Annotated in this window: 25 protein-coding genes; 19 read left to right on the top strand and 6 right to left on the bottom strand. The window is 67.2% G+C overall.

Annotation, left to right across the window (positions count from 1 at the left end; all coding sequences use genetic code 11):
* The first annotated feature begins 24 nt into the window (after positions 1-24).
* Genes ACQY4V_RS11290 through ACQY4V_RS11265 form a run of 6 tightly spaced genes read left to right on the top strand, consistent with a single transcriptional unit; the run spans position 25 to position 5,883 of the window.
* Positions 25-693, top strand: a complete 669-nt coding sequence (locus ACQY4V_RS11290) for a TRAP transporter small permease (protein WP_428511719.1) — start codon at positions 25-27, stop codon at positions 691-693.
* A complete protein-coding gene (locus ACQY4V_RS11285; protein ID WP_428511717.1) occupies positions 693-2,051 on the top strand; it encodes a TRAP transporter large permease in 1,359 nt (452 codons plus the stop codon). Before ACQY4V_RS11290 ends, ACQY4V_RS11285 begins: the two co-directional genes overlap by 1 nt.
* A gap of 12 nt (positions 2,052-2,063) precedes the next feature.
* Positions 2,064-2,837 (top strand): IclR family transcriptional regulator, encoded by a 774-nt coding sequence (locus ACQY4V_RS11280; RefSeq protein ID WP_428511715.1) that lies wholly within the window; start codon positions 2,064-2,066, stop codon positions 2,835-2,837.
* A 16-nt stretch (positions 2,838-2,853) separates the two neighbouring features.
* Positions 2,854-4,161 (top strand): histidinol dehydrogenase, encoded by a 1,308-nt coding sequence (gene hisD, locus ACQY4V_RS11275; RefSeq protein WP_428511713.1) that lies wholly within the window; start codon positions 2,854-2,856, stop codon positions 4,159-4,161.
* Positions 4,154-4,915 carry an SDR family NAD(P)-dependent oxidoreductase gene (locus ACQY4V_RS11270; protein ID WP_428511711.1) on the top strand — a complete coding sequence of 254 codons (762 nt, stop codon included), beginning with the start codon at positions 4,154-4,156 and terminating at the stop codon, positions 4,913-4,915. Before hisD ends, ACQY4V_RS11270 begins: the two co-directional genes overlap by 8 nt.
* Complete coding sequence (locus ACQY4V_RS11265) at positions 4,912-5,883, top strand: alcohol dehydrogenase catalytic domain-containing protein (RefSeq protein ID WP_428511709.1); 972 nt, start codon at positions 4,912-4,914, stop codon at positions 5,881-5,883. Before ACQY4V_RS11270 ends, ACQY4V_RS11265 begins: the two co-directional genes overlap by 4 nt.
* Position 5,884: 1 nt before the next feature.
* On the opposite strand, the gene ACQY4V_RS11260 is transcribed toward ACQY4V_RS11265, so the two are convergent.
* Both ACQY4V_RS11260 and ACQY4V_RS11255 read right to left on the bottom strand, forming a co-directional pair.
* The gene (locus ACQY4V_RS11260) at positions 5,885-6,292 is read right to left on the bottom strand and encodes a rhodanese-like domain-containing protein (protein WP_428511707.1); all 408 of its coding nucleotides are present in this window, start codon (positions 6,290-6,292) and stop codon (positions 5,885-5,887) included.
* A gap of 25 nt (positions 6,293-6,317) precedes the next feature.
* The gene (locus ACQY4V_RS11255) at positions 6,318-6,539 is read right to left on the bottom strand and encodes a hypothetical protein (protein WP_428511705.1); all 222 of its coding nucleotides are present in this window, start codon (positions 6,537-6,539) and stop codon (positions 6,318-6,320) included.
* Positions 6,540-6,675: 136 nt separating this feature from the next.
* Between ACQY4V_RS11255 and ACQY4V_RS11250 the strand changes: the two genes are divergently transcribed.
* From ACQY4V_RS11250 to ACQY4V_RS11190, 13 genes are all read left to right on the top strand, one after another.
* Positions 6,676-7,599 (top strand): hypothetical protein, encoded by a 924-nt coding sequence (locus ACQY4V_RS11250; protein WP_428511703.1) that lies wholly within the window; start codon positions 6,676-6,678, stop codon positions 7,597-7,599.
* A gap of 175 nt (positions 7,600-7,774) precedes the next feature.
* Entirely contained in the window at positions 7,775-8,692 is a 918-nt protein-coding gene (locus ACQY4V_RS11245) for an AAA family ATPase (protein ID WP_428517228.1), read from the top strand.
* Complete coding sequence (locus ACQY4V_RS11240; protein ID WP_428511701.1) at positions 8,689-9,591, top strand: DUF58 domain-containing protein; 903 nt, start codon at positions 8,689-8,691, stop codon at positions 9,589-9,591. Before ACQY4V_RS11245 ends, ACQY4V_RS11240 begins: the two co-directional genes overlap by 4 nt.
* Positions 9,588-9,950 carry a hypothetical protein gene (locus ACQY4V_RS11235; protein ID WP_428511699.1) on the top strand — a complete coding sequence of 121 codons (363 nt, stop codon included), beginning with the start codon at positions 9,588-9,590 and terminating at the stop codon, positions 9,948-9,950. Before ACQY4V_RS11240 ends, ACQY4V_RS11235 begins: the two co-directional genes overlap by 4 nt.
* Positions 9,943-10,908, top strand: coding sequence for a VWA domain-containing protein (locus ACQY4V_RS11230; protein WP_428511697.1), 966 nt, complete (start codon positions 9,943-9,945; stop codon positions 10,906-10,908). Before ACQY4V_RS11235 ends, ACQY4V_RS11230 begins: the two co-directional genes overlap by 8 nt.
* Positions 10,905-11,798 (top strand): vWA domain-containing protein, encoded by an 894-nt coding sequence (locus ACQY4V_RS11225; protein WP_428511695.1) that lies wholly within the window; start codon positions 10,905-10,907, stop codon positions 11,796-11,798. The genes ACQY4V_RS11230 and ACQY4V_RS11225 overlap by 4 nt, the downstream gene beginning before the upstream one ends.
* A complete protein-coding gene (locus ACQY4V_RS11220) occupies positions 11,795-12,469 on the top strand; it encodes a hypothetical protein (protein ID WP_428511693.1) in 675 nt (224 codons plus the stop codon). The genes ACQY4V_RS11225 and ACQY4V_RS11220 overlap by 4 nt, the downstream gene beginning before the upstream one ends.
* Entirely contained in the window at positions 12,466-13,755 is a 1,290-nt protein-coding gene (locus ACQY4V_RS11215) for a hypothetical protein (protein ID WP_428511691.1), read from the top strand. Before ACQY4V_RS11220 ends, ACQY4V_RS11215 begins: the two co-directional genes overlap by 4 nt.
* 152 nt (positions 13,756-13,907) lie before the next feature.
* Positions 13,908-14,621: a LuxR C-terminal-related transcriptional regulator gene (locus ACQY4V_RS11210; protein ID WP_428511689.1), complete on the top strand. Its 714-nt coding sequence runs from the start codon at positions 13,908-13,910 to the stop codon at positions 14,619-14,621.
* A 10-nt stretch (positions 14,622-14,631) separates the two neighbouring features.
* Entirely contained in the window at positions 14,632-15,783 is a 1,152-nt protein-coding gene (locus tag ACQY4V_RS11205) for an FIST N-terminal domain-containing protein (RefSeq protein ID WP_428511687.1), read from the top strand.
* A complete protein-coding gene (locus tag ACQY4V_RS11200) occupies positions 15,783-18,077 on the top strand; it encodes an ATP-binding protein (protein WP_428511685.1) in 2,295 nt (764 codons plus the stop codon). The genes ACQY4V_RS11205 and ACQY4V_RS11200 overlap by 1 nt, the downstream gene beginning before the upstream one ends.
* A 15-nt stretch (positions 18,078-18,092) precedes the next feature.
* A complete protein-coding gene (locus ACQY4V_RS11195; RefSeq protein WP_428511683.1) occupies positions 18,093-18,767 on the top strand; it encodes a hypothetical protein in 675 nt (224 codons plus the stop codon).
* Positions 18,768-18,880: 113 nt separating this feature from the next.
* On the top strand, positions 18,881-19,207 hold the full coding sequence (locus ACQY4V_RS11190) for a hypothetical protein (protein WP_152494524.1): 327 nt from the start codon (positions 18,881-18,883) through the stop codon (positions 19,205-19,207).
* Positions 19,208-19,214: 7 nt separating this feature from the next.
* Here the strand turns inward: ACQY4V_RS11190 and pqqE are convergent, their stop codons facing one another.
* From pqqE to pqqB, 4 genes are read right to left on the bottom strand one after another with little or no spacing between them, the layout of a single operon-like run.
* Positions 19,215-20,324, bottom strand: a complete 1,110-nt coding sequence (pqqE, locus tag ACQY4V_RS11185; protein WP_428511681.1) for a pyrroloquinoline quinone biosynthesis protein PqqE — start codon at positions 20,322-20,324, stop codon at positions 19,215-19,217.
* Positions 20,321-20,596, bottom strand: a complete 276-nt coding sequence (pqqD, locus tag ACQY4V_RS11180; protein ID WP_428511679.1) for a pyrroloquinoline quinone biosynthesis peptide chaperone PqqD — start codon at positions 20,594-20,596, stop codon at positions 20,321-20,323. Before pqqD ends, pqqE begins: the two co-directional genes overlap by 4 nt.
* Entirely contained in the window at positions 20,596-21,345 is a 750-nt protein-coding gene (gene pqqC / locus ACQY4V_RS11175; RefSeq protein WP_428511677.1) for a pyrroloquinoline-quinone synthase PqqC, read from the bottom strand. Before pqqC ends, pqqD begins: the two co-directional genes overlap by 1 nt.
* Positions 21,342-22,238 carry a pyrroloquinoline quinone biosynthesis protein PqqB gene (gene pqqB, locus ACQY4V_RS11170; protein WP_428511675.1) on the bottom strand — a complete coding sequence of 299 codons (897 nt, stop codon included), beginning with the start codon at positions 22,236-22,238 and terminating at the stop codon, positions 21,342-21,344. The genes pqqC and pqqB overlap by 4 nt, the downstream gene beginning before the upstream one ends.
* Positions 22,239-22,254: the final 16 nt, after the last annotated feature.

Below are 22,254 nucleotides of genomic sequence, written 5' to 3'. Positions count from 1 at the left end.
GCGCAACGACAATGGGAGGATGCCATGTCGATCATGACCGACGTGGGTGAGATTATTTCGGCTGTCGCGTCGAATGACGCCTGGATGATCCGGGAATCGCTGCAATCGAATGCCGCATGGTACCTGGGCGCGGTGGTAGCGCTGGTGGGCGGGCTGGCGCTGGCGGCGATGTACCGCGCGCTGCCCTTCGTCGAGCGGCACCTGGAGCGCACGATCATGGTGGTGGCCTACCTTGCGGTGGCGCTGATCATCTTCTGGGGCGTGATCGACCGTTTCGTCTTTTCCAGCCAGCTGCCGTGGTCGACGACGATCCCGCCCTTGTTGTTCATGATCATGGCGTGGTTCGGGGCGACGTATAACGTGGCCCTGCGCACCCATCTGAGCTTTGCGGAGTTCCGCAGCCGGATGCCGCGCGTTGGGCAGTTCGCCTGCCTGATGCTGGACGCGGTGCTGTGGTTCGTCTTCTCCGTCATCGTGATGGTCACAACGGCGCGGGCGGCCGCACTGTCGGCGTCGAATTTCCAGATCGTGCTTGGCACGGACAACACGCTGCAATGGTGGTTCCTGATCACCGCGCCGATCGCGTTCCTGCTGATGGCGGCGCGGACGTTCCAGAACCTGTTCGAGGATATTTCCAATTGGCGCTCGGGGCGGCCACTGATCAAGCAGGCCGTGATCGGGGGGGATGTGTGATGACCGACGGGACCCTCATTACGCTGATTTCACTGGGCGTGACCTTCCTGTTCATGCTGGGCGTGCCGGTGTTCCTAGTGATCGCCTATTGGGTGATCGGATGCAGTTTCGTGCTGGATCTGACGCTGGACAACCTGGGCGCGGAACTGCTGAACGTGTTCAACAAGGGGTTTGCCCTGTTGGCGATGCCGCTTTTCATCCTGACGGGGGATTTGATCAACAAGTCGGGGATCGCGCGACGATTGTCCGATTTCGCCTATGCCTGCCTTGGCTGGCTGAGGGGCGGGCTGGCCATGGCGAGCCTTGGGGCGTGCGGGCTTTTCGCTGCCATTTCCGGCTCGAACTCGGCCACCACGGCCACGATCGGTTCGATGCTGCATCCCGAGATGGTCAAGGGCGGCTATGACGAGCGGTTTTCAGCTGCCACGGCGGCGGCGGGCGGCACGGTGGGGATCATCATCCCGCCCTCGATCATCTTCATCGTCTACGGGTTCCTGATGAACCTGCCGATCTCGGACCTGTTCGTGGCGGGGATCCTGCCCGGGGCGCTGATGGTGGTCGGCATGCAGTTCGCCTGCTGGATCATCTGCCGGATGAACGGCTGGGGCTACCTGATCCCGCTGCAACTGAACCGGGTGCTGAAAACCGCGTTTGGCGCGTGGCTGGGCTTTTTCGCCATCGGGCTGGTGCTGTGGGGCATCTATACCGGCAAGTTTTCCCCGACCGAGGCGGCGGGCGTGACGGTGGGGTTCTGCATCATCGCGGGGCTGCTGAGCTGGGTGGTGAGCCGCATGTTCCGCCTCGACGGGACGAAGCCTTGGAACGAGAAATCGTACCTGTCGATGCTGGTGGTCGAAGGCTTCACCATCCCCGAGATCCCCGGCATCGTCATGCGCTCGGCCCAGATCACGGGGATACTCGCGCCACTTATCGCCATCTCGGTGGTGATGCAGCAGATCCTGTCGCTGCTGGGCGCGCAGGAGGTGATCGGCGATTTCCTGACCTCGATGGGGGGCTACTATCCGGTGCTGTTTACCGCGATGCTGATCGTGTTCTTTTCCGGCATGATCCTGGAGTCGCTGCCGGTGACGATCATCCTTGCGCCCATCCTTGCGCCGATTGCGGCCAGCGTGGGCGTCGATCCGGTGCATTTCTCGGTGATCTTCCTGGTGGGCGCCTCGATCGGGTTCATCACGCCGCCCTATGGTCTTAACCTTTATGTGGCCTCGGGGGTGACAGGGGTGCCATACTTCAGGCTGCTGAAGTATACTGTGCCGTATCTCATTGCCTTGATCAGCGTGTGGGTTCTTGTCTCGCTGGTGCCCGACCTGGCCTTGGCACTGTTGCCGAACAGGTAGGAAAGACGTGACATGCCCGACGACCAGTCCAAGGACGGAAAATACCTGATCCCCACCAACCTGCGCCTGCTGGTGTTGCTGGAAGAGGTGGCGAAGGCGGGCGTGCCGGTGGCGCCGGCGACGCTTGTCACGGCGCTGGGCCTGCCGAAGCCGACGGTGCATCGGCTGCTGGCCACCGCCGAGGCGGAGGGTTACCTGCAGCGCGACGTGGACGGGCGGTCGTTCGGGCCGGGCAAGAGGCTGCGGACGCTGTCGATCAACACGCTGTCGTCGCAGCGCATCCGCACCGAGCGGCTGATGATCATGAAGGCCCTGGCCGAGGATGTGGGCGAGACCTGCAACCTGGCGGCACCCGGGCGCTATGGCATGGTGTACCTGGACCGGGTCGAGACGCACTGGCCGCTGCGCATCCAGTTGCCGGTGGGCACGCAGGTGCCGTTCAACTGCACCGCAAGCGGCAAGATGTACCTGTCGTCGCTGCGCACCGACAAGCTGGCGCGGTTGTTGCAGAACCTGGAGATGCCGCGCCGGACCGGGCGGTCGCTGACCGACCCCGACGCGCTGATGGCCGAACTGGCGCGCATCCGCGAGCGGAACTACTCGACCGACAACGAGGAGTTCATGGACGACATGACCGCCGTGGCGGTGCCGATAAGGGATGACCAGAACCGGCTGGTGACCACGCTGTCCCTGCATTCGCCGATCCAGCGGCGCAACCTGCCGGATCTTGTGGAGTATCTGCCGCGCCTACGAGAAGCGGCGCGGCAGTTGGAAGAACTTATTTGAAGGAGGGGCACCGGGCATGGCGCGGGACTATCTGAAGAAGGCGAAACTGACCTCGCGCTCGGGGGCGTCGGATGTGCATGCCACGGTGCAAGGCATCCTGGACGCCATCGAGGAAGGCGGCGACGCCGCCGCGCTGGAATACGCACGCAAGTTCGACCAGTACGAGGGCAGCATCCTGCTGTCGGAGGCCGAGATCGAGGCGGCCTGTGCGCTGGTGCCGGAAAAGTTGAAAGCCGATATCCGGTTTTCGCACGACAACGTGCGGCGGTTTGCCGAGCGGCAGAAGGCGACGGTCGCCGATGTGGAGCTTGAGGTGGTGCCCGGTCTGCTCGTGGGGCAGAAGGCGATCCCGGTGGATGCCGCCGGCTGCTATGTGCCGGGCGGACGCTACAGCCATATCGCCAGCGCCATCATGACGGTGACCACGGCCAAGGTCGCCGGGTGCAAGCATATCACCGCGTGCAGCCCGCCGCGCCCCGGCGTGGGCGTGGCCCCGGCGATCATCTATGCCGCGCATATCTGCGGGGCGGACCGGATCATGGCGATGGGCGGCGTGCAGGGGGTGGCGGCGATGACCTTCGGCCTGTTCGGCCTGCCGCCGGCGAATATCCTGGTGGGTCCGGGCAACCAGTTTGTGGCCGAGGCCAAGCGAATACTCTTCGGCCGCGTGGGGATCGACATGATCGCGGGGCCGACGGACAGTTTGATATTGGCGGACAGCAGTGCCGATGCGCATATTGTGGCGACAGATTTGGTCAGCCAGGCGGAGCATGGGTACAACAGCCCGGTGTGGCTGGTGACCGATGACCGGGCGCTGGCCGAGGCGGTGATGGACATGGTGCCGAAGCTGATCGACGATCTGCCGGCGGTGAATTGCGAGAATGCCACGGCGGCGTGGCGCGACTATGCCGAGGTGATCGTCTGCGCCGACCGCGAGGAGATGGCGGCCTGTTCGGACGAGTACGCGCCCGAGCACCTGACGGTGCAGGCCGAGGATCTGGATTGGTGGCTGGGGCGGCTGACCTGTTACGGCTCGCTGTTCCTGGGCGAGGAAACCACGGTCAGCTATGGCGACAAGGCGGCGGGGACGAACCACGTGCTGCCCACTTCGGGGGCGGCGCGGTATACCGGCGGCCTGAGCGTGCACAAGTACATGAAGATCGTGACGTGGCAGCGCGCGACGCGGGAAGGCTCGAAGCCCGTGGCGCAGGCGACGGCGCGAATTTCGCGGCTGGAAGGGATGGAAGGGCACGCCCGCGCGGCGGATGCTCGGCTGGCCAAGTATTTTCCCGGCGAGAATTTCGACCTGAGCGCGGATGGCTGACCCGGCCCGCCTGTTCGATCTGAGCGGGCGGGTGGCGTGCGTCACCGGGGCCAGCTCGGGCCTGGGGCAACGGGCGGCGGACGTGCTGGCCGCCGCTGGCGCGAAGGTCGTGGGTGTGGCGCGGCGAGAAGCGCCCTTGGCGGAGTGGGCCGGACGCGTTGGCGGTGATGCGGCCTATGTCGTGGGCGACGTGGCGGAGCGCGAGACCTTGTCCGAGTTGGTGGCGAAGGTGTCCGCGCCGTTCGGGGCGCCGGATATCGTGGTGCACGCGGCGGGGGTGAACAGGCGGGAAGCGGCAGATGACGTGACGCCCGAAGGCTGGGACGCGACGCTGGCGCTGAACCTGAGCGCGCCGTTTTTCCTGAGCCAGGCCCTGGTGCCGGCTATGAAGGAAAAGGGCTGGGGCCGGATCGTGAATTTCGCCTCGTTGCAAACGACGCGGGCTTTTCCCGGCGGCATCGCCTATGGTGCGACGAAGGGTGGAATCGCGCAGTTGACGCGGGCGATGGCCGAGGCGTGGTCGGGCCACGGGATCACGGCGAATGCCATCGGGCCGGGATTTTTCCCGACAGAGCTGACGCAGGCCGTCTTTGGCGACGAGGCGCGGGCGGCACGCAACGCGGCGCAGACCTGTATCGGGCGCAACGGGCGGCTGGAGGATATCGACGGGCCGGTCCTGTTCCTGTGCTCGGATGCAAGTGCATATGTCACCGGACAGGTCCTGATGGTGGACGGGGGGTTTACTGCGAAATGAAGGCATTGATCTATGACGCGCCCGAGCGGCTGGGGTTTCGGGAGGTGCCGGAGCCGGTGGCCGGCGCGGGCGAGCACCTGATACGGATCGAGGCGGTGGGGATCTGCGGCTCGGACATGCATGCCTATTTGGGCCATGACGACCGGCGGCCCGCGCCGCTGATCCTGGGGCACGAGGCGGCGGGGGTGATCGTGGACGGGCCCGACGAGGGGCGGCGGGTCACGATCAATCCGCTGGTGACCTGCGGGGACTGCGCCGCCTGCATGGCGGGGCGCGAGAACCTGTGCGAGGCGCGGCAGATCATCTCGATGCCGCCGAGAGAAGGCGCGTTCGCGCAGTTCGTGGCGATGCCGGAGCGCAACCTTGTCACCGTGCCGGAGGGTGTGCCGCTGGACCGCGCCGCGCTGGCGGAGCCCTTGGCGGTGAGTTGGCACGCGGTCAGGCTGGCGTTGCAGGTTGTTCCGGGCCCCGACCGGGCCCTTGTTGTGGGCGGCGGGGCCATCGGGCTGGCCGCGGCGCTGGCCTTGACGGCGATGGGGGTGACGGGCGTGACGGTGGTGGAGCCGAACGCGGGGCGGCGGGATTTCCTGGCCGGTGTGTGCAGGGACCATGTCGTGGCCGAGGCCGACGGCCTGTTCGATATCGTGGTGGATGCCGTCGGCTATGCCGCGACGCGCAAGGTGGCGTCGGCGCGGGTCAGGCCGGGTGGGGTGATCGTGCATGCGGGGCTGGGCGAGGATATGGGCGGTCTCGATGTCCGGCGGATGACCTTGCAGGAGATCACGTTCATCGGGACCTATACTTATACGGACCAGGATTTCCGTGACACGGCGCAGGCGCTGTTCGACGGGCGGCTGGGGAGGCTGGAGTGGTTCGAGACGCGGGGGCTGGACGAGGGTGCCGCGGCGTTTGCCGATCTGCGGGCAGGCAAGGTGGCCGCGCCGAAGATCGTGCTGCGGCCCTGGTAGCTCAGGCCTTTCTGTCTTCGGGGAATTCGACCGGGCCGCCCTGGTCGGCCCAGGTGGAGAAGCCTTCGCGCAGGTGCGCGGCCTGAAACCCCATGTCCTGAAGCGTGGCCGTGGCCAGTGCCGAGCGCCAGCCGGAGGCGCAGTGCAGCACGTAGCGCTTGTCCGGTTGGGCGAAGACATCGCGGTGATAGGGGCTGTCGGGATCTACCCAGAATTCGAGCATCCCGCGCGGGGCGTGGACGCTGCCGGGAATGAAGCCGCTGCGCTGGCGTTCCCGCACGTCGCGGATATCGACGATGACGAGGTCGGGATCGTCCAGCTGTGCAATCAGGTCTTTCGTCTCGACTTCCTCGATGCGGGCGCGGGCGTCGGCGACCATCTGGGCGGCGGTGGTCTTGAGTTGGGTCATCGTGGCTCCTTTGGGGGCGGGGCGGTCAGGCGTTGGGTCGCGCGTCGAGCCAGGCGATCTGGTCGCGGATGAAATGCGGGTCGGTTTCCATGCGGATGAACACCGCCGTCAGGGCGGCGACGGCGGGCGGCATCTCGTCTTCGGGGTCACCGTGGGGCATCAGGATTTCGCGAGTCCCGTCTGCCGCGACTGTCAGCGCGAACGTGTTCGCCGGAATCATCGTGCCGGTTTTGGAATGGTCTGGCATCGCTGTCTCCTTTTCAAGGGAGAAGGGATAGGCCTTGAGCGGCGGGTTGTCAAAATCCGTGCCCTGTCGCGCGACTGGCGGGATTTGTGGAAACGGCCCCGTGACCGGTCTATGTTGCGCGATCATGGGAGGTGCCATGCGCGTCGTTCGACTTGCTTTCATGCTGATCTTTGCCGGGCTGGCCGTGCAGGCGGACCAGCGCGAGGATTACCTAGACATGGCGCGGCGCGGCTGGAGTTACGAGCTGCGCACCACGATGATCGGGCGGGACATGGCGATCCCGGTCAGGATCAACGGGCGCGACATGGCGGGTGCCGCGCTGTGCGTGGTGGGCGAGAAGCCCCATACCGAGACGCGCGCGGTGCTGAACGCGTTCCGGGGGCTGATTGGCGAGGTCTACGGCAAGCCGCTGCCGATGCGGTTCGCGGGCGCGACCGCGCAGGGCTGTGGTGCGGGGCGGGTCGTTCTGTTGCGGCTGTATTCCGGGCGGCCGCCGAACCGGGCGCTGTCGGCTGACGTGGCGTGGATGAACAGCGCCTTCGGGCTGGGCCTGCCCCGGGGGCGGGATTATGCGGCGATGTCGCCGGCGATGGCGCAGACGTTCTTCGGCCATTTGGGCCAGGTCACGCATATCATGGTCAAGCAGCCGGGGGCGTCGACGCCCGGCGCTTTGGAGCGGAAGTTCTATCGTTCGATCCTGGTCGAGGAACTGTTCCAATCCTTCACCTTCGGGATGGACGTGCTGAAATTCGACCGAGACGCGCGGTTCGTGTCGAAATTGCAGGAATTCCCGGTGAACATGGGCCGGATGCCGTGGAGCTCGCGTGGGTTCATGCGGGCGATCCTGGGGTCGAACCCGGTGGGGCTGTGCCGGTTCGACGTCTTCATGCTGCACGCGGTGGCGCAGTCGCCGGGGGCGCAGACCAATGCGCCGGAGTTCATCGAGTTCATCGACGCCAATTACGAGCGGCTGGATGCGTTGAGCGCCGAGAGCTTTGCCGATGCGCGGTTCGCGCCCTTGATGGACCCGGCGTGTGCGGCGGACCGGACGGTGCGCTAGGGCCGTGGGCGGCGGCGGTTAAGACTTTCGGTTAGGTAGGCGGCGACCGGCCGCTTGGCCTAGCGTTGACGTGATGCGCCGCGCGGAAGGAGAGACCGCCGGGGCGCTGTGAGACGTCCGTGTTTCGGGAGGACAGGATGTGCTGAAAGAGGCCGGCCAGAGCGATATCGCGGGAATGTTGCAGCAGCTTGGGACTGGGCTGATCGGGCATGAGCGCCTGATCGAGCGGATGACCATCGCGCTGTTGACCGGGGGGCATCTGCTGGTGGAAGGCGCGCCCGGGCTGGCCAAGACGCGGGCGGTGAAATGCCTGGCGCGGGCGCTGGAAGGGTCGTTCGCGAGGATCCAGTGCACGCCCGACCTGATGCCCGCCGACCTGACCGGCACGCCGGTCTACAAGCCCGGCGACGGCAGTTTCGAATTCGTGAAGGGGCCAGTCTTTCACAACCTCGTATTGGTGGACGAGATCAACCGGGCGCCGCCCAAGGTGCAGTCGGCGCTGCTGGAGGCGATGGGCGAGGGCCAGGTGACGGCGGGAAGCGAGACGCATGGTCTGCCCGATCCGTTCCTTGTGGTGGCGACGCAGAACCCGATTGAGCATGAAGGGACCTTTCCGTTACCCGAGGCGCAGTTGGATCGGTTCCTGCTGCACGTGGTGCTGGAGTTGCCGGATATCGAGACCGAGCGGGCGATCCTGAACCTTGTCGAGGCGGAGACGCATGGCGACGCGGTGGTGTCGGATGCAACGATCAGCCAGCAGAGCCTGAAGGACGCGCGGAAGGCGGTGGCGGATGTGCATCTGGCAGCGGAGTTGCGCGACTATATCGTGCGGCTGGTCATGGCGACGCGGGGTGGCGAACTGGCCGGGGATATCCAGCACGCGGTGTCGCCGCGCGGCACGCTGGCGCTGGCAGCCTCAGCGCGGGCGCGGGCGTTCCTGAAGGGCCGCGACCATGCGCTGCCCGAGGACGTGGCGGCATTGGCGCCGGATGCGCTGGCGCACCGGATGGTGCTGAGCTGGCGGGCGATGGCCGAGGGGCGGCGCGCGCGGGACGTGGTGGCGGAGATCGTCAAAGCGGTGGAGCCGCTGTGAGTGCCGCGCTGGAGCAGCCGGGGGTCCGGCTTGCCGCCGGGGACCTGATTGCGCTGCGCGCCCATGCGCTGACCGGGCCGGGCGGGGCGGAGCAATGCGCTACGCTGCCGGGTGGGCACGCGACGCGGGTCAAGGGGCAGGGGATCGAGGTGGCGGATATCCGGGACTACCTGCCCGGCGATGACATCCGGCACCTGGACCGGGCGAGCACGGCGCGGACCGGGACGCTGCATGTTCGGCAGTTCCAGGCGGAGCGGGACCGGGTGCGCTACCTGGTGGCAGATATGCGCAGCGAGATGCTGTGGGGCTTGCGGCGCGCGCTATTGTCGGTGGCGGCCGCCGAGGCGCTGGTGCTGGATGCCTGGCCGCTGGTCGAGCAGGGCGGGCGTGTCGGCCTCTTGGCGGTGACGGACCGGGACGTGACGGTGGTGCCGCCGCGCGGGCGCATCCGGGGCATGCTGGACGTGATCGGCGGGCTGGTCGAGGCCCATGCACGGGCTTTGGAGGATGCGGCGCGGGACAAGGGCGCGACCGGTGGGGCGCTGTCGCTGGACCGGGCGCTGCACCGGCTGGAGCGGCTGGCGCCGTCGGGGTCGGAGATCGTGATCGCTTCGGGGTTTGACGCGCCGGGGGAAGAGTTGGTGAAGGTGCTGGACGGGTTAGGGCAAAGGCGGGCAATCCGGCTGTTGTTGGTGTCCAATACCGACGCCTTGCCGGCAGGGCGCTATCCGGTGCGGCTGGCCGATGGGCGGCGGGCGAATTTGCGGATCGGTGTGAATGACGCGGTGCCGACGATGGTGCGGATGGCGGGGCGCGAGGCGCTGGTGGTGGATGCGGGCGCCGACCCGCGAGAGACGGCGCGGGTGCTGATCCGCTATCACGACGAGCATGGCGCATGAGCGGCGCGCCCCTGTCGGAGGCGGCGATGCGCGACAGCCTGCTGGACATAAGGCTGCCGCCGGGGGGCGCGTTGGACGCGGTTGCGGATGTGCTGGTGTCGGCGGGGCTGGCAGGGTGCATGGCATTGGTGGTGATCGGCGCGCTGCGGCTGGCGTTCACGCGGCGGCGGAGTGCGATGAAGCTGGGTCTGGAGGCGCGGATCGCGGCGCTGGCGGAGCTGCCCGAGGATGCGCGTCGCGTGGGCTTGCTGCATCTGCTGAAGGAGGTGGCGCCGGAGCGGTATGAGGCGCTGCGCGTCAACCTCTATCGGCGGGACGCGGAGATCGACGTGGAGGCGGAGGTCAGGGCGCATGTTTGAGCTGGCGCAGCCGCTGGCGCTGCTTTTGCTGCCGCTGCCGTGGCTGGTGCAGCGGTTCATGGCGGCGCGCAGCGCGGGTGGCCGCGCGCTGGTGCTGCCGCGCCGGGTGGGCGAGGAGTTGCTGGCGCGGGCACGGCGTGGCGGCGCGGGCGTGGCGGGGGTGCCTTTGCGCGATGGCGCCTTGTGGCTGGCGTGGGGGCTGCTGGTGGTGGCCTTGTCAGGTCCGAGGGACCTGGTGCCGGTGTCGGCGTTGAAAGTGTCGGGGCGGGATCTGGCGATTGCGCTGGACCTGTCGGGCTCGATGGTGCGGGACGATTTCGATCTGGATGGCCGGCAGGTGACGCGGCTGGAGGCGGTGCAGACCGTGGGCGCGGAATTCGCGCGGCGGCGGGGGGGCGACCGTCTGGCGCTGATCGTATTCGGATCGGAAGCCTATTACGCGACGCCTTTCACCTTTGACATCGAGGCGGTGGCGCAGGAGATCGAAACCTCGGTGATCGGCATCTCGGGGCGGGCGACGAATATCTCGGACGGGCTGGGACTGGCGCTGAAGCGGATGGCCGAGAGCGAAGCGGCGAGCAAGGTGGTGATCCTGCTGTCGGACGGGGTGAACAACGCCGGTGCGACGAAGCCGCTGGGCGTGGCGGAACTGGCCGCCGAGATGGGCGTGCGGGTGCATACGATCGCGCTGGGACCGAAGGACCTAGAGAGCGCCGAGGAGGGCGAGCGCGGCGTGGTGGATGCGCGAACATTGCGGGCGATTGCGGAGGTGTCGGGGGGCGAAAGCTTCCGGGTGCGCACGACCGAGGATCTGCAGCAGGTGGCGGATGCGCTGGACCGGCTGGAGGCGAATGACAGCGACGGGCTGGCGGCCGAAATCTATCGCGATTACTGGCCCTGGCCGGCCGCGGCGGCTGCGTTTCTGTGCCTTTTCGTGATCGCGAGGGATCCGGCGTGAGCCTGGATGTGACATTGCTGCGGCCCTTGTGGCTGTTGGCGCTGCCGGTGCTGGCAGGGCTGGCGTGGTGGTTGTGGTCGCGGCGGCAGGGGTTGGGCGACTGGCAGCGGGCGGCGGACCCGGGGATGATCCGCGCGATGGCGGCGCTGGGCCGGGTGGAGGCGCAACCGGGGCGGTCGGGGTTGTGGGCCGGGATGGCGGTGCTGGTGATCGCGGTGCTGTCGCTGGCCGGCCCGGCGGTGGAGCGGCGGGACACGCCGAGTTTCCGCAACCTCGACGGGGTGCTGTTCGTGGTCGATGCCTCGGCCAGCGTGACGGAGGATGCGCGCTGGCCCCAGATGCAGGCGCTGGGGCGGTATGGGATTGCGGAACTGGGGACGCGGCCGGGGGGGATCGTGGTTTATGGCGGGGATGCGTATCTGGCGACGGGGATGACGCTGGACCACGTGCAGCTGGGGCAGACCTTTGCGCTGATCGGGCCGGAGCTGGTGCCGGACCCCGGCACGCGGCCCGAGCGGGCGCTGGCGCTGGCGGTGGCGCGGTTGGAGGAAGCCGAGATCATCGCGGGCGACGTCGTGCTGTTCACCGACGGGGCGGGGCTGGGGCCGGAGAGTTTGCGGCTGGCGGCAACGCTGGCGAAGATGGGTGCGCGGCTGTCGGTGGTAGGGATGGGCGACGCGCCGTCGCTTCGGACCCATGCGCAGGCGGGGGGCGGGCAGCTTTTTGGCCTGGACGACGCGGACGCGCTGGCGGGCTGGCTGGGGCAGGACATGGCGGCACGGCTGGAGCGGCAGGACTATCCGCTGATCTTCTGGAGCGACATGGGGCGGTATCTTTTGCTGCTGGCCGCCGTGCCGATGCTCCTGATGTTCCGCAGGCAGGGCGCATGAGGGGGCTGGCGCTGATCACGGCGGTGTTCCTGTTGGCGGGGCTGGCTCTAGGCGGGGCGGCGTCGGTGGGGCGTGTCTTGCTGGTGGCGGGATTGCCGGGCTGGGCGGCGGAGGTGTTCGACTCGCCGGAGTGGCAGGGCGTGGCGCGGTTCCGGGCAGGCGCGTACGGCCCGTCGGCGGAGGCCTTCGCGGCGGCGGGAGAGGAGTACAACCTTGGCAACGCGCTGGTCTTTGCGGGGGACTACGCGCGGGCGCTGGAAGCCTATGACCTCGCGATTGCGGCGGGGGATACGCGGGCGCGGGCGAATTTCGACGTGGTGGCGGCCTATTACGCGGGGCTGGCCATCGACCCCGAGGCGCTGGCGCTGCTGCCTGAGCGCAAGCGCGGATCCACGGCGGACGCGGAGGTGGGGCAGGGCGACGCGCGCGCGGCCTCGACCGGGGACGGGGTCAGCAATACCAGCGCGGTGCTGGGGATGGCGGAGCTGGAAAGTCGGGGCAAGCTGGGGGTTCGGCGGGTGTTCAAGGATTACTTCATGGTGGCCGACGAGCGCTGGCTTTTGCAGCTGGAGGATGTGCCGGGCGAGTTCATGGCCGAGCGGATCCTGCAGGAGCACAAGCGACGCGACAAGCTGGGGCTGTCGCCGCCCGAGCCGGAGGACCCGCGATGAGGGAGATCTTGCAGGCGACACGGAAGCCGGTGCGCGCGACGGCAGGAGGTCCCGGATCGGGTCCGGGACGGGGTTTGCGGGTGGCGGGCGTGTGCATCTGGATGCTGGCGATGGTCGTTCTGATGAGCCCGGACATCGCGGTCGGGCAGACGCGCGAGGTGCATCCCGGTGAGTTGTCCCTTGAGGTCAGCGTGGAAGAGCGCACGGCGACGCCCTACACACGGGAAATGGTGCTGCTGACGATCCGCGGCACCTATCGGCGTTACATCACCCGAGAGATGCTGGTGCAGCCGGAGCTGGAGGGGTTCAACTGGTCGCAGCTGGGGCCCGACACCTGGCGCGATGAGCGGGTGGACGGGCGCAAGGTCAAGGTCTTTATCCGGCGCATGGCGGTCTACCCGGAGCGGGCGGGCACCCTGACCATCGGGGCGTTTCGCCATAGGCTGACGCTGACGGACGAGGGCGATGACTGGTTCGCGCACGAGATCGCGTCGGAGCCGGTCACGATCGAGGTGGACCCCGCGCCGGAGGGCAGCGACTGGTGGTTCCCGGTGCGGCGGCTGGAAGTCTCGGACCAGTGGTCGAACGCGCCCGACCAGCTGACACCGGGGGAGGGCGTGTTGCGGGTGATCCGGATCGAGGCGCTGGGGGCGACGCCCGAGATGATCCCGCCGATGCCGGAGCTGGCCTCGCCTTCGGGCATGATCTTCGCCCACCCGGAAAAGCGGCTGATCCAGCTGACGCCGGAGGGGCCGAAGACCATCGCCTTCTGGCGCTGGACGATCCGTCCGGGCAACGACGTGTCGGCCTTGGTGGAGCCGCTGAGCTTTGACTACTTCGACACCACGACGCGGCAGAGCCGGACGGTCGAGATCGGCGCACAGCGGGTGGCCTATGGCGCGCGTGTGCCCGGCAGCGGCGATGATCCCGCCGACACCGCGCAAGCGGCGCCCCGGCCGGAACCCGCCGAAGCGGTCTTGCCGGGCGGTCCCGCGCTGGGCGCGGCGCTGGCGGTGTTCGCGGCGGCGCTGATGCTGGGTCTGCGCGGACGGGCGTGGTCCGGCCTGCCGCGGCTGTCGGACCGGGTGCCGGCCCTGCATCCGCAGCGTCGCGCGCTGCGCCGGGCGGCGCGGGCCGGACGCGTCGGGGAGATGCGGCGGGCACTGGTGGCGCTGTCCCGGTCGGGACCCGGCGCGGACAGCTATCGCGCCCGGCTGGCGGAGCTGGACCGGGCGATCTATTCGGACACGGCCCCGACGGGCGACCTGGCGCGGTTTGCGCGCTGATGCGGGACGGTCGCGGGGCCTGCAGGGCAAGGCGACGTCGTGCTGCGGGCCGAGGCGGAGCGGTTGGCCGAGTGTCGCCGGTTCCGCCGCGCCTGTTCCAAACGGTTGATCATTCTCGATTTGGTGCTACTTTTCTCTTCGGGAGGATCGGCATGTTGGCAGCAAGAGACGAATGCGCGGGCGCGCAGCCTGTGTCGTCCGTGATGATCGTGGACGACCATCCGCTTTACAGCGACGCGCTGGAAACGGCGCTGACGCTGGGGTTTCCGGGATGCGACATCCGAAAGGCCGGCAGCCTTCAGGCCTGTTTCGACCTGGTGGACGACGAGTTCAGACCCGACCTGGTGATGTTCGACCTCAAGCTGCCGGACGTGACCGGCGTGTCGGGATTCGAAAAGCTGCGCGAGCGCTTGCCCGAGGCGCGGGTGCTGGTGATCTCGTCGCTCGCATCGAGCGAACTGGTGCGCCGGCTGTTGCGATCCGGCGCGATGGGGTTCCTGCCGAAGGACGCCTCGGCCAAGACGCTGCAATTCGCGGTCACCGAGATCGCCGCCGGGCGGCGCTATGTGCCCGCCGAGTACGTCGATGCGGAAGCCGGCGAGGAGCAGGACGACCTGTTCAAGACCACGCCGGAGCTGAGTATCCTGACGCCGCAGCAGGTCAATATCCTGAAGCTGATCTGCGCGGGCAAGCCCAACAAGCAGATCGCGTATGAACTGTCGCTGGCGGAAGCCACGGTCAAGGCGCATATCACCGCGCTGTTGCGGCGGCTGGACGTGCGCAACCGGACTCAGGCGGTGGTGTTCGTGGAATCGGTGATGGCGCGCCATGCCGAACCCGAGGCGCGCGCCTTCCTTCAGCACTAGGCGCGGACGCGTGAAGCCCGCCCCCCCTGAATTCGTCGTGATCGGGGAATCCCGGGCCGAGGACCCCGCCGCGGCGGTGGCCGAGGCAAGCGAGGCGCTGATGGGCAAGGGCCTGTGCTTTGTTTTCGCGATCCTGCCCGGTTGCCTGGACGTGAACGAGACCAGTGCGCTGTTGTCCGGAGCGTTTCAGGGCGTGCCGGTCTTCGGCTGCAGTTCGGCCGGGCAGATCACCACCGAGGGCTATGACGACCAGGCGCTGTTGCTGCTGGGTTTTCCGCGCCGAAATTTCCGCTGCGCGTCGATGCTGTTTCGGGACCTGCGGCCGGATCACGCCACGGCCTTTGCCGCCGAGGCGCAGAAGCAGGCCGAGCGTTTCCGGCACACGGCGGGTTGGAACCGCTTTGCGCTGATCGTGGCGGACGGGTTGTCCAAGCAGGAGGACCTGCTGGTGTCGACGCTGGACGCGGTGCTGGGCGACGTGCCGATCTTCGGCGGCTCGGCCGGCGACGGGCTGAAGTTCGAGCGGACCTTCGTGCTGCATGACGGCGAGGCGCATTCGGGGGCCGCCGTGCTGTTGCTGATCGAGACCGACTTGCAATTCCAGGGGGTGGCGTTCGACCATTTCCAGCCCGAGGGCGCGCAGATCGTGATCACCTCGGCCGACCCGGAGGAGCGGCTGGTCTACGAGATCAACGGCGCGCCGGCGGCGGAGGAATACGCGCGGCTGGTGGGCTGCCCGCCCGAGGCGCTGAGCCCCGAGGTGTTCGCGGAAAACCCGATGATGCTGCGCCACAACCTGACCCATTACGCCCGCGCGATCAGCGATACCAAGCCGGGCGGCGCGCTGTCGCTGCTGGCGGCCATCGACGACGGGCTGATCCTGACGCTTGGCAAGGCGAAGGGCAGCCTGGATGCGCTGCACGAGGGGTTGTCGACGCGCGATGCCGCGGGGCAGGAGCCGGATTTCATCCTGGGCTTTGACTGTTTCCTGCGGCGGCTGGAATTCGAGCACAAGCAGCTGACGCAGGAGGTGTCGAACATCCTGCGCGCCCACCGCGTGATCGGGTTCAACACCTATGGTGAGCAGAAATCGGGCCTGCACATGAACCAGACCTTCGTTGGCGTGGCGTTCTTCAAGCCCGAAGCGCGGGTGCTGAACTGATGCTGGTGAACCCCGACGAGCCGCTGGATGTGCAGGTCGAGCGCCAGGCGCGGATCATCGACGCGCTGATGCGCCGGGCGAACCGGCAGGACGATGTGCGCCCCTCGGCGTTTCGCGCGTTCCAGTCGGCCATCGAGTTGCAGGAGAAGATGCAGGCGCAGGGCCGCGACCTGGCGCGCGCGGTATCGGAGCTGGAGACGGTCCGCGGCGAGCAGGAGCGGATGCGCAAGAGCCTGGTGGCGGCCCTGTCGTCGATGGAAGGCGGCTTTGCGCTGTTCATCGATGGCAAGCTGGAGCTGTGCAACCACCTGTTTTTGCAGCTGTTCCCGGATATCTCGAACAAGATCGACACCGGGCTGTCGATCGGGCGGTTCTTTGCGCGGCTGGTGTCGAGCAAGTTCTTCCGCTCGGCCGACCGAAACCTGGCCACGCTGCCCAGCACGCTGGAGAAGCGGCGCGACGAGGGGGTGATCACCTCGGTCATGATCGAGATGGCCGACGACCGCTGGTTCCAGCTGAGCGCGCAGCACACGTCGGGCGACAACGTGGTGCTGTTGTTGACCGAGATCACCGATTTCGTGCGGCGCAACCGGTCGGAGAAGGAAAGCCTGATCGACCGGCAGGAGGATTACCTGAAGGCGGTGTTCCAGACGCTGACCTCGGGGGTGTGCACGTTCTCGTCGCGGGGCAAGGTTCTGATGCATAACGGCCAGTTCCGCGAATTGCTGGGACTGCCCGCGTCCTATGTCGCGGAAGGCGAGCCGGTGACGGCGCTGGTGGAATATCTTTTCGCCAACGGGCTGGCGGTCGAGGGCGATGCCGTCAACATCGAGGCGATTTATCGCAAGCTGGTGACCGAGGGTGCGTTTCGCCAGCGCGTGCGGCTGGGGCCCGAACGGGTGCTGGAACTGCACATGCACGAGATGCCCGACAGCGGCTACCTGGTGGAGGTTGAGGATGTCACGCTGGAGGCGCGGGCGACCGAGACGCTGGAACGCCGGGTGATGGAGCGCACTGCCGAGCTGACCCGCGCCAACGAGAAGCTGACCGAGGAATACGAAAAGAAGGCGCGGGTCGAGGAAGCCTTGCGCGACGCCAAGGACAAGGCGGAAAAGGCGGTGTCGTCGAAGACGCGTTTCCTGGCCGCCGCAAGCCACGACCTGTTGCAGCCGATCAATGCCGCCAAGCTGTTGATCTCGACCCTGCTGGAGACGTCGCGCGGGACCGACATGCATGGCATGGTGGAGCGGCTGGAAGGATCGTTCCGCTCGACCGAGCAACTGCTGCACCTGCTGCTGGACATCTCGCGGCTGGAAAGTGCGGCGCCCGACACGGTGTCGCCGCTGGTGGTGAACCTGACCTCGATGATGAACAGCATCCATGCCGACCAGAGCCTTGTGGCCGAGCAGAAGAACGTGAGCCTGAAGATGGTGCCCTGTTCGGTACTGGTGCGGTCCGACCCGGTCTATCTGTTGCGGTCGATCCAGAACCTGGTGGTGAACGCGATCCAGTATACCCAGCCGGGGGGGCGCGTCCTGGTCGGGTGCCGCCGCCGCAAGGGGCGCGTGGTTCTGGAGGTGTGGGACACCGGCATCGGCATTCCCAAGCGCGACCAGCAGCGGGTGTTCGAGGAATTCGCCCGTGCCGATGGCGAGAAGCTAGCCGCGGGTGTGGGGCTGGGCCTGTCGGTGGTGGAGCGGGCCTGTCGCCTGCTGGGCCACAAGCTGTCGGTGAAGTCGAAGCCCGGCGTGGGGTCGGTGTTTCGGATCGAGCTGGAGACGGTGACGGACGCGCCGGCGGTGAACGAGCCCCTGAGCCTTGCGTCGAATGCCGACGATTTGCTGGAGAACCAGATCGTTCTTCTGATCGAGAACGACGACGACGTTCTGTTCGGCACCACCAAGCGGCTGGAACAATGGGGCGCCGACGTGCTGGCCTGCCGGTCGATCGACGAGGCGCTGACCTGTGTCGAGGACATGGGCATGGCGCCGGATATCATTCTGGCGGATTACACGCTGGACGATGACGAGACCGGGGTGGATGCCATCGGACGGGTGCGCAAGCTGACCAAGGTTCATGTGCCAGCGATCCTGATCACCGCCGATCGCAGCCCCAGGGTTCGGGCGGCGGGGCTGACCTATGACATCTCGGTGATCTACAAGCCGGTCAAGCTGAACCGGCTGCGGCCGTTAATGGCCTGGAAGATCGGCCAGCAAGGGGATGCCGAGGCGCGGGGTGATACGAAAGTGGCCGGTGACAGCGCCGCCGGAGCCTTTAGTGTCTGGCCTGAATAGGGAGGAGATTTGAGCATGATGATGCGCGTGACGAGCTTTCTGGTCGGCGTCGCCTTAAGCTGTGCCGCCGCCGTGGCCGCGCCGCTGAGCGGACAGGAAACCTATGACCTGTTGTTCCGCAACGGCACTTTGGACGAGGTGTCGCGGGATATGGCGCTCGTCTATGAGCGCCAGGTCAGCAACGCGCTGGCGCCCGAGGCGGCGGAGCGCGACAGTGGCAAGGTGGCCCTGAGCGTGGGAGAAGGCGAGAGCCCGCTGGCGGTGCTGGAACTGCGACAGGGCGGGAAGTACCGCAAGCTGGGGCAGTTCCCGGCCAGCGTGGGCAACCCGATGATCATGTTCTTCTACGAGTCCACTGTGCGCGACATGGCCGAGACTGCCGGAGGCAGCAAGTTCTACATCCGCAACCGCGTGAAGGAGGCGCTGGTGCAGCCCAACGAGGTGACAATGGGCGAGGCCGAGTTCGACGGGCAGACGGTCGAGACGCAGACCGTGACGATGCAGCCTTTCGCCGAGGACCCCAACCGCGCCCAGATGCGCGGCTTTGGCGACCTGACGCTGACGGTCACGATGTCCGAGGATGTGCCGGGCTGGTACCTGAAACTGGTCGCCGAGGCGCCAGGGCCGGAGGGCGGCGACGGCTATCGCTCGGAAGTGACGTTCGAGACGCTGGAGGAGGCGACGCAATGAGACAGGCGGCTAAGTGTGGCGCAACGCGTCCCGGGCTTGAACCGGGACCTCTGCGTTCGGGCAAGAGGCCCCGGCGCGGGGGCCGGGGCGGCGTGGGGCGGGCGTTGGTCGCGATGCTGATCGCGGCGCCCGGACTGGCCTTTGGTCAGACCGCCGCCGAGCGGCTGAACGATTTTCCCACGGCGGCGCGGGCGGATTATGTGTTTGCCTGCATGTCCACGAATGGCACGACGCGCGAGATGCTGCAGAAATGTTCGTGCTCGGTGGATGAGGTGGCGCAGATCCTGTCCTACGAGGAATATCTGGAGGCAGAGACGGTGCTATCGATGCGCCGGGTGGGCGGTGAGCGCATGGCGGTGTTCAACAGTTCCGCCGCCGCGGCGAACCTGGTGGCCGAGCTGCGGCGGGCGCAGGCCGAGGCCGAGATCGTCTGTTTCTGAACCGACCCTAGTTGGTTGGTTCCACCTCTTTCTTTCCGGGCATGGTGCGGTAGACCAGCGGCGCGTCGGTGTTGGACGCGTGGGTGTCGGCCTGCGCCTGCAGCGCCCCGTGATGCGGCGACTTGATGCAGACCGGGTCGGTCGCGGCCGGATCGCCGACGATCGCCATGGCCTGGCACCGGCAGCCGCCGAAATCCACCAGCTTGCGCTCGCAGGATTTGCAGGGTTCCTGCATCCAGTCGGTGCCGCGATAGGCGTTGAAGGCGCTGCTGTTGTACCAGATCTCGTCCAGCGGCGTGTCGCGGACGGTCTCGAATTCCAGGTGCGGGATGGACTGTGCGGCGTGGCAGGGCAGGACCTGCCCGTCGGGCGCGACATTGAGGCCGGTGCTGCCCCAGCCGCCCATGCAGCGCTTGGGGTAGTCGTCGTGGTAATCCGCGGGCACGTAGTCGATCACCAGCTTGCCTTTGAGCGCGGCACGGGATTCGGCGACGATGCGGGTGGCCTCGCGGGCCTGCTCGCGGGTGGGCATGAGGGTGTCGAGGTTTTTTAAAGCCCAGCCATGGAATTGCACGGTGGCGACCTCGATGCGGCGGGCGCCCATTTCCTGCGCCATCTCGATGGCGCGGGGCAGCTGGTGCAGGTTGCGCCGGTGCAGGACGGCGTTGAGCGTGAGCGGAAAGCCGATCTGGCCGATCCACTCGGCGACCTGCATCTTGCGCTTGTAGCCCCCGTTATAGCCGCCGATCTCGTCGGCCATTTCGGGCGTGGTGCCTTGCAGCGAGAGCTGGATGTGGTCGAGGCCGGCGTCATCCAGTTCCTTCAGCCGGCGTTCGGTCAGGCCGATGCCCGAGGTGATGAGGTTGGTATAGAGCCCGGCGTCGCGGGCGGCCTGCACGAGTGGGACAAGGTCACGGCGCGAGGCGGGCTCGCCGCCCGAGAGGTGCAGTTGCAGCACGCCAAGCTTGGCCGCCTCGTCGAAGACGCGGACCCAGGTTTCGGTGTCCAGCTCGCTGTCCTGCCGTGCCAGTTCCACGGGGTTGGAACAATAGGGGCAGGAGAGCGGACAGCGGTGTGTCAGCTCGGCGAGCATGGCGATGGGGGCGGGTATTTTCATTGCGCTACGTCCAGAAATCTGCGGTCGCGCAGGGCCGTAAGGAAGCCGTTGCTGTCCTCGGTGATCTGCTCGACCGGGGCGTTGTATTTGTCCGACAGGGCCTGCGTGATCTCGCCGAAGCTGCGGTGCCCGTCGACCTCGGTGAGGATGGCGTGGCCGATCTGGTCGAGGGTGATGGCGCGTTCAGGCGCAAGAAGAACCCACGTGTCGCGCACCTTGTCGAAATGCAGGCGCACGCCGCGGGGCAGGGAGGGAATGTCGGTGGCGATCATCAGGAGGCCCTTTCGAGCAGCAGACCTTCGCCCGGCTGCCATGCACCGGGGGGTATGCGGGCGGGTTCGACATAGGCGCTCCAGAGGGCGTCGAGCTGGGACCAGAGCACGTCCGTCTTGAAGATCAGCGCGTTGGCGGCGGCGTCCTGTTTTTCCTGTGTATCGGCGTGGTCGAGCACCCAGGCGAGGCCGAAGGCGACGTCCTTGGGCGCTTCCTTTAGGCGGGTCTTGAAATAGCTGAGCGAGCTGTCATCGGCGAAGTCGTAGTTCTTCAGAAGGCCCTCGATCCGGTTGGCGTGGATTTTGGGGGCAAAAAGCTCGGTGAGGGAGGAGGCCACGGCCTCGAGCAGGGTCTTGTCGCGGACGAAGCGGACATAGGCGTCGCAGGCGAATTTGGTGGCCGGCAGGACGCCTTCGCGGGAGGCGACGTAAGCCGGGTCGAGGCCCACGGCCTCGGCCAGGCGCAGCCAGCGCTTGATGCCGCCTTCGTTCTCTGCGGTGCCGTCGTGGTCTTCGATGCGGGAGCGCCAGGCGCGGCGCAGGTCAGGGTCTTCGACGCGGCTCATGAAGGCGGCGTCCTTCATCGGGATGGTGTGCTGGTAGTAATAGCGGTTCAGCACCCAGGCGCGGACCTGGTCGGGCGTGCAGTCGCCGCCATGCAGGCGGTCGTGGAACGGGTGCAGGTCGTGATACCGCTCGGCGCCGATCTGGCGCAGGCGGGCCTCAAAGTCTTCGCGGCTTTGCGTCATGGTGTGATCTCCATTCCGTCCTGTCCGATGATCCAGCCCGCTGCCTGGGCCTCGGCCTTTTCCGCCGAGTCCGGGCGCAGCACCGGGTTGGTGTTGTTCATGTGCACGAAGACCTTCTTGCCGATGTCGACGCCCGCGAAGGCGGCGATGGAGCCGTCCGGGCCGGACATGGACATGTGGCCCATGCGTTTGCCTGTCTTCTTTCCAAGCCCGGCGCGGACCATTTCATCGTCGCGCCAGAGCGTGCCGTCGAAAAAGACCATGTCGGCACCCTGAAGGCGGTCGGCCAAGTCGTCGTTGAGGCGCGCGCAGCCGGGGATGTAGAAGGCCGTCGTGTCGCCGTTTTCCAGCACGACGCCCACGGTCTGTTCGCCCATCAGGTCGGTCTCGACCGTCTCGCCCTCCATGTAGAGCGGGACCTTGCCGGGGACAGCGAAAAGCGTCGCGGTCAGGTCGGGGGCCAGTTCGAACGGTTCATCGAGGGCGATGTTGGTGCGGGTGACGACCTGTTCGTGCAGGGCGTCGAAAATGGGGTTTGCGGCCAGAACTTCGTGTATTCCCTTGGTGGCGAAGAGGGTAAACGGCTGCATTTCGCGCAGGGTCAGCAAGCCGGCGACGTGGTCGATATCGCCGTTGGTCACTAGGACGGAGGTCAGCGGCAGCTTGCGTAGGTCCGTCGGATGGAGGGCCGCTGTGTTCGCCAGTTGGTCGCGGATGTCAGGCGATGCGTTCAGAATCGCCCAATCCACACCGTTTCCGGTGACGGCGAGGGACGATTGTGTCTGTGAGGGAATGTCGCCTGAACGTGCAAGGTTGCAGTTGTCACAACCGCAATTCCACTGGGGCAGGCCGCCCCCGGCCGCAGCGCCGAGAATATGCGCGCGGAATGACATCAAGATATCCTCCCGC

This window comes from Roseovarius sp. (assembly GCF_965277045.1).
Lineage (GTDB): Bacteria > Pseudomonadota > Alphaproteobacteria > Rhodobacterales > Rhodobacteraceae > Roseovarius.
This window is presented reverse-complemented; position numbering and strand designations above follow the sequence as displayed.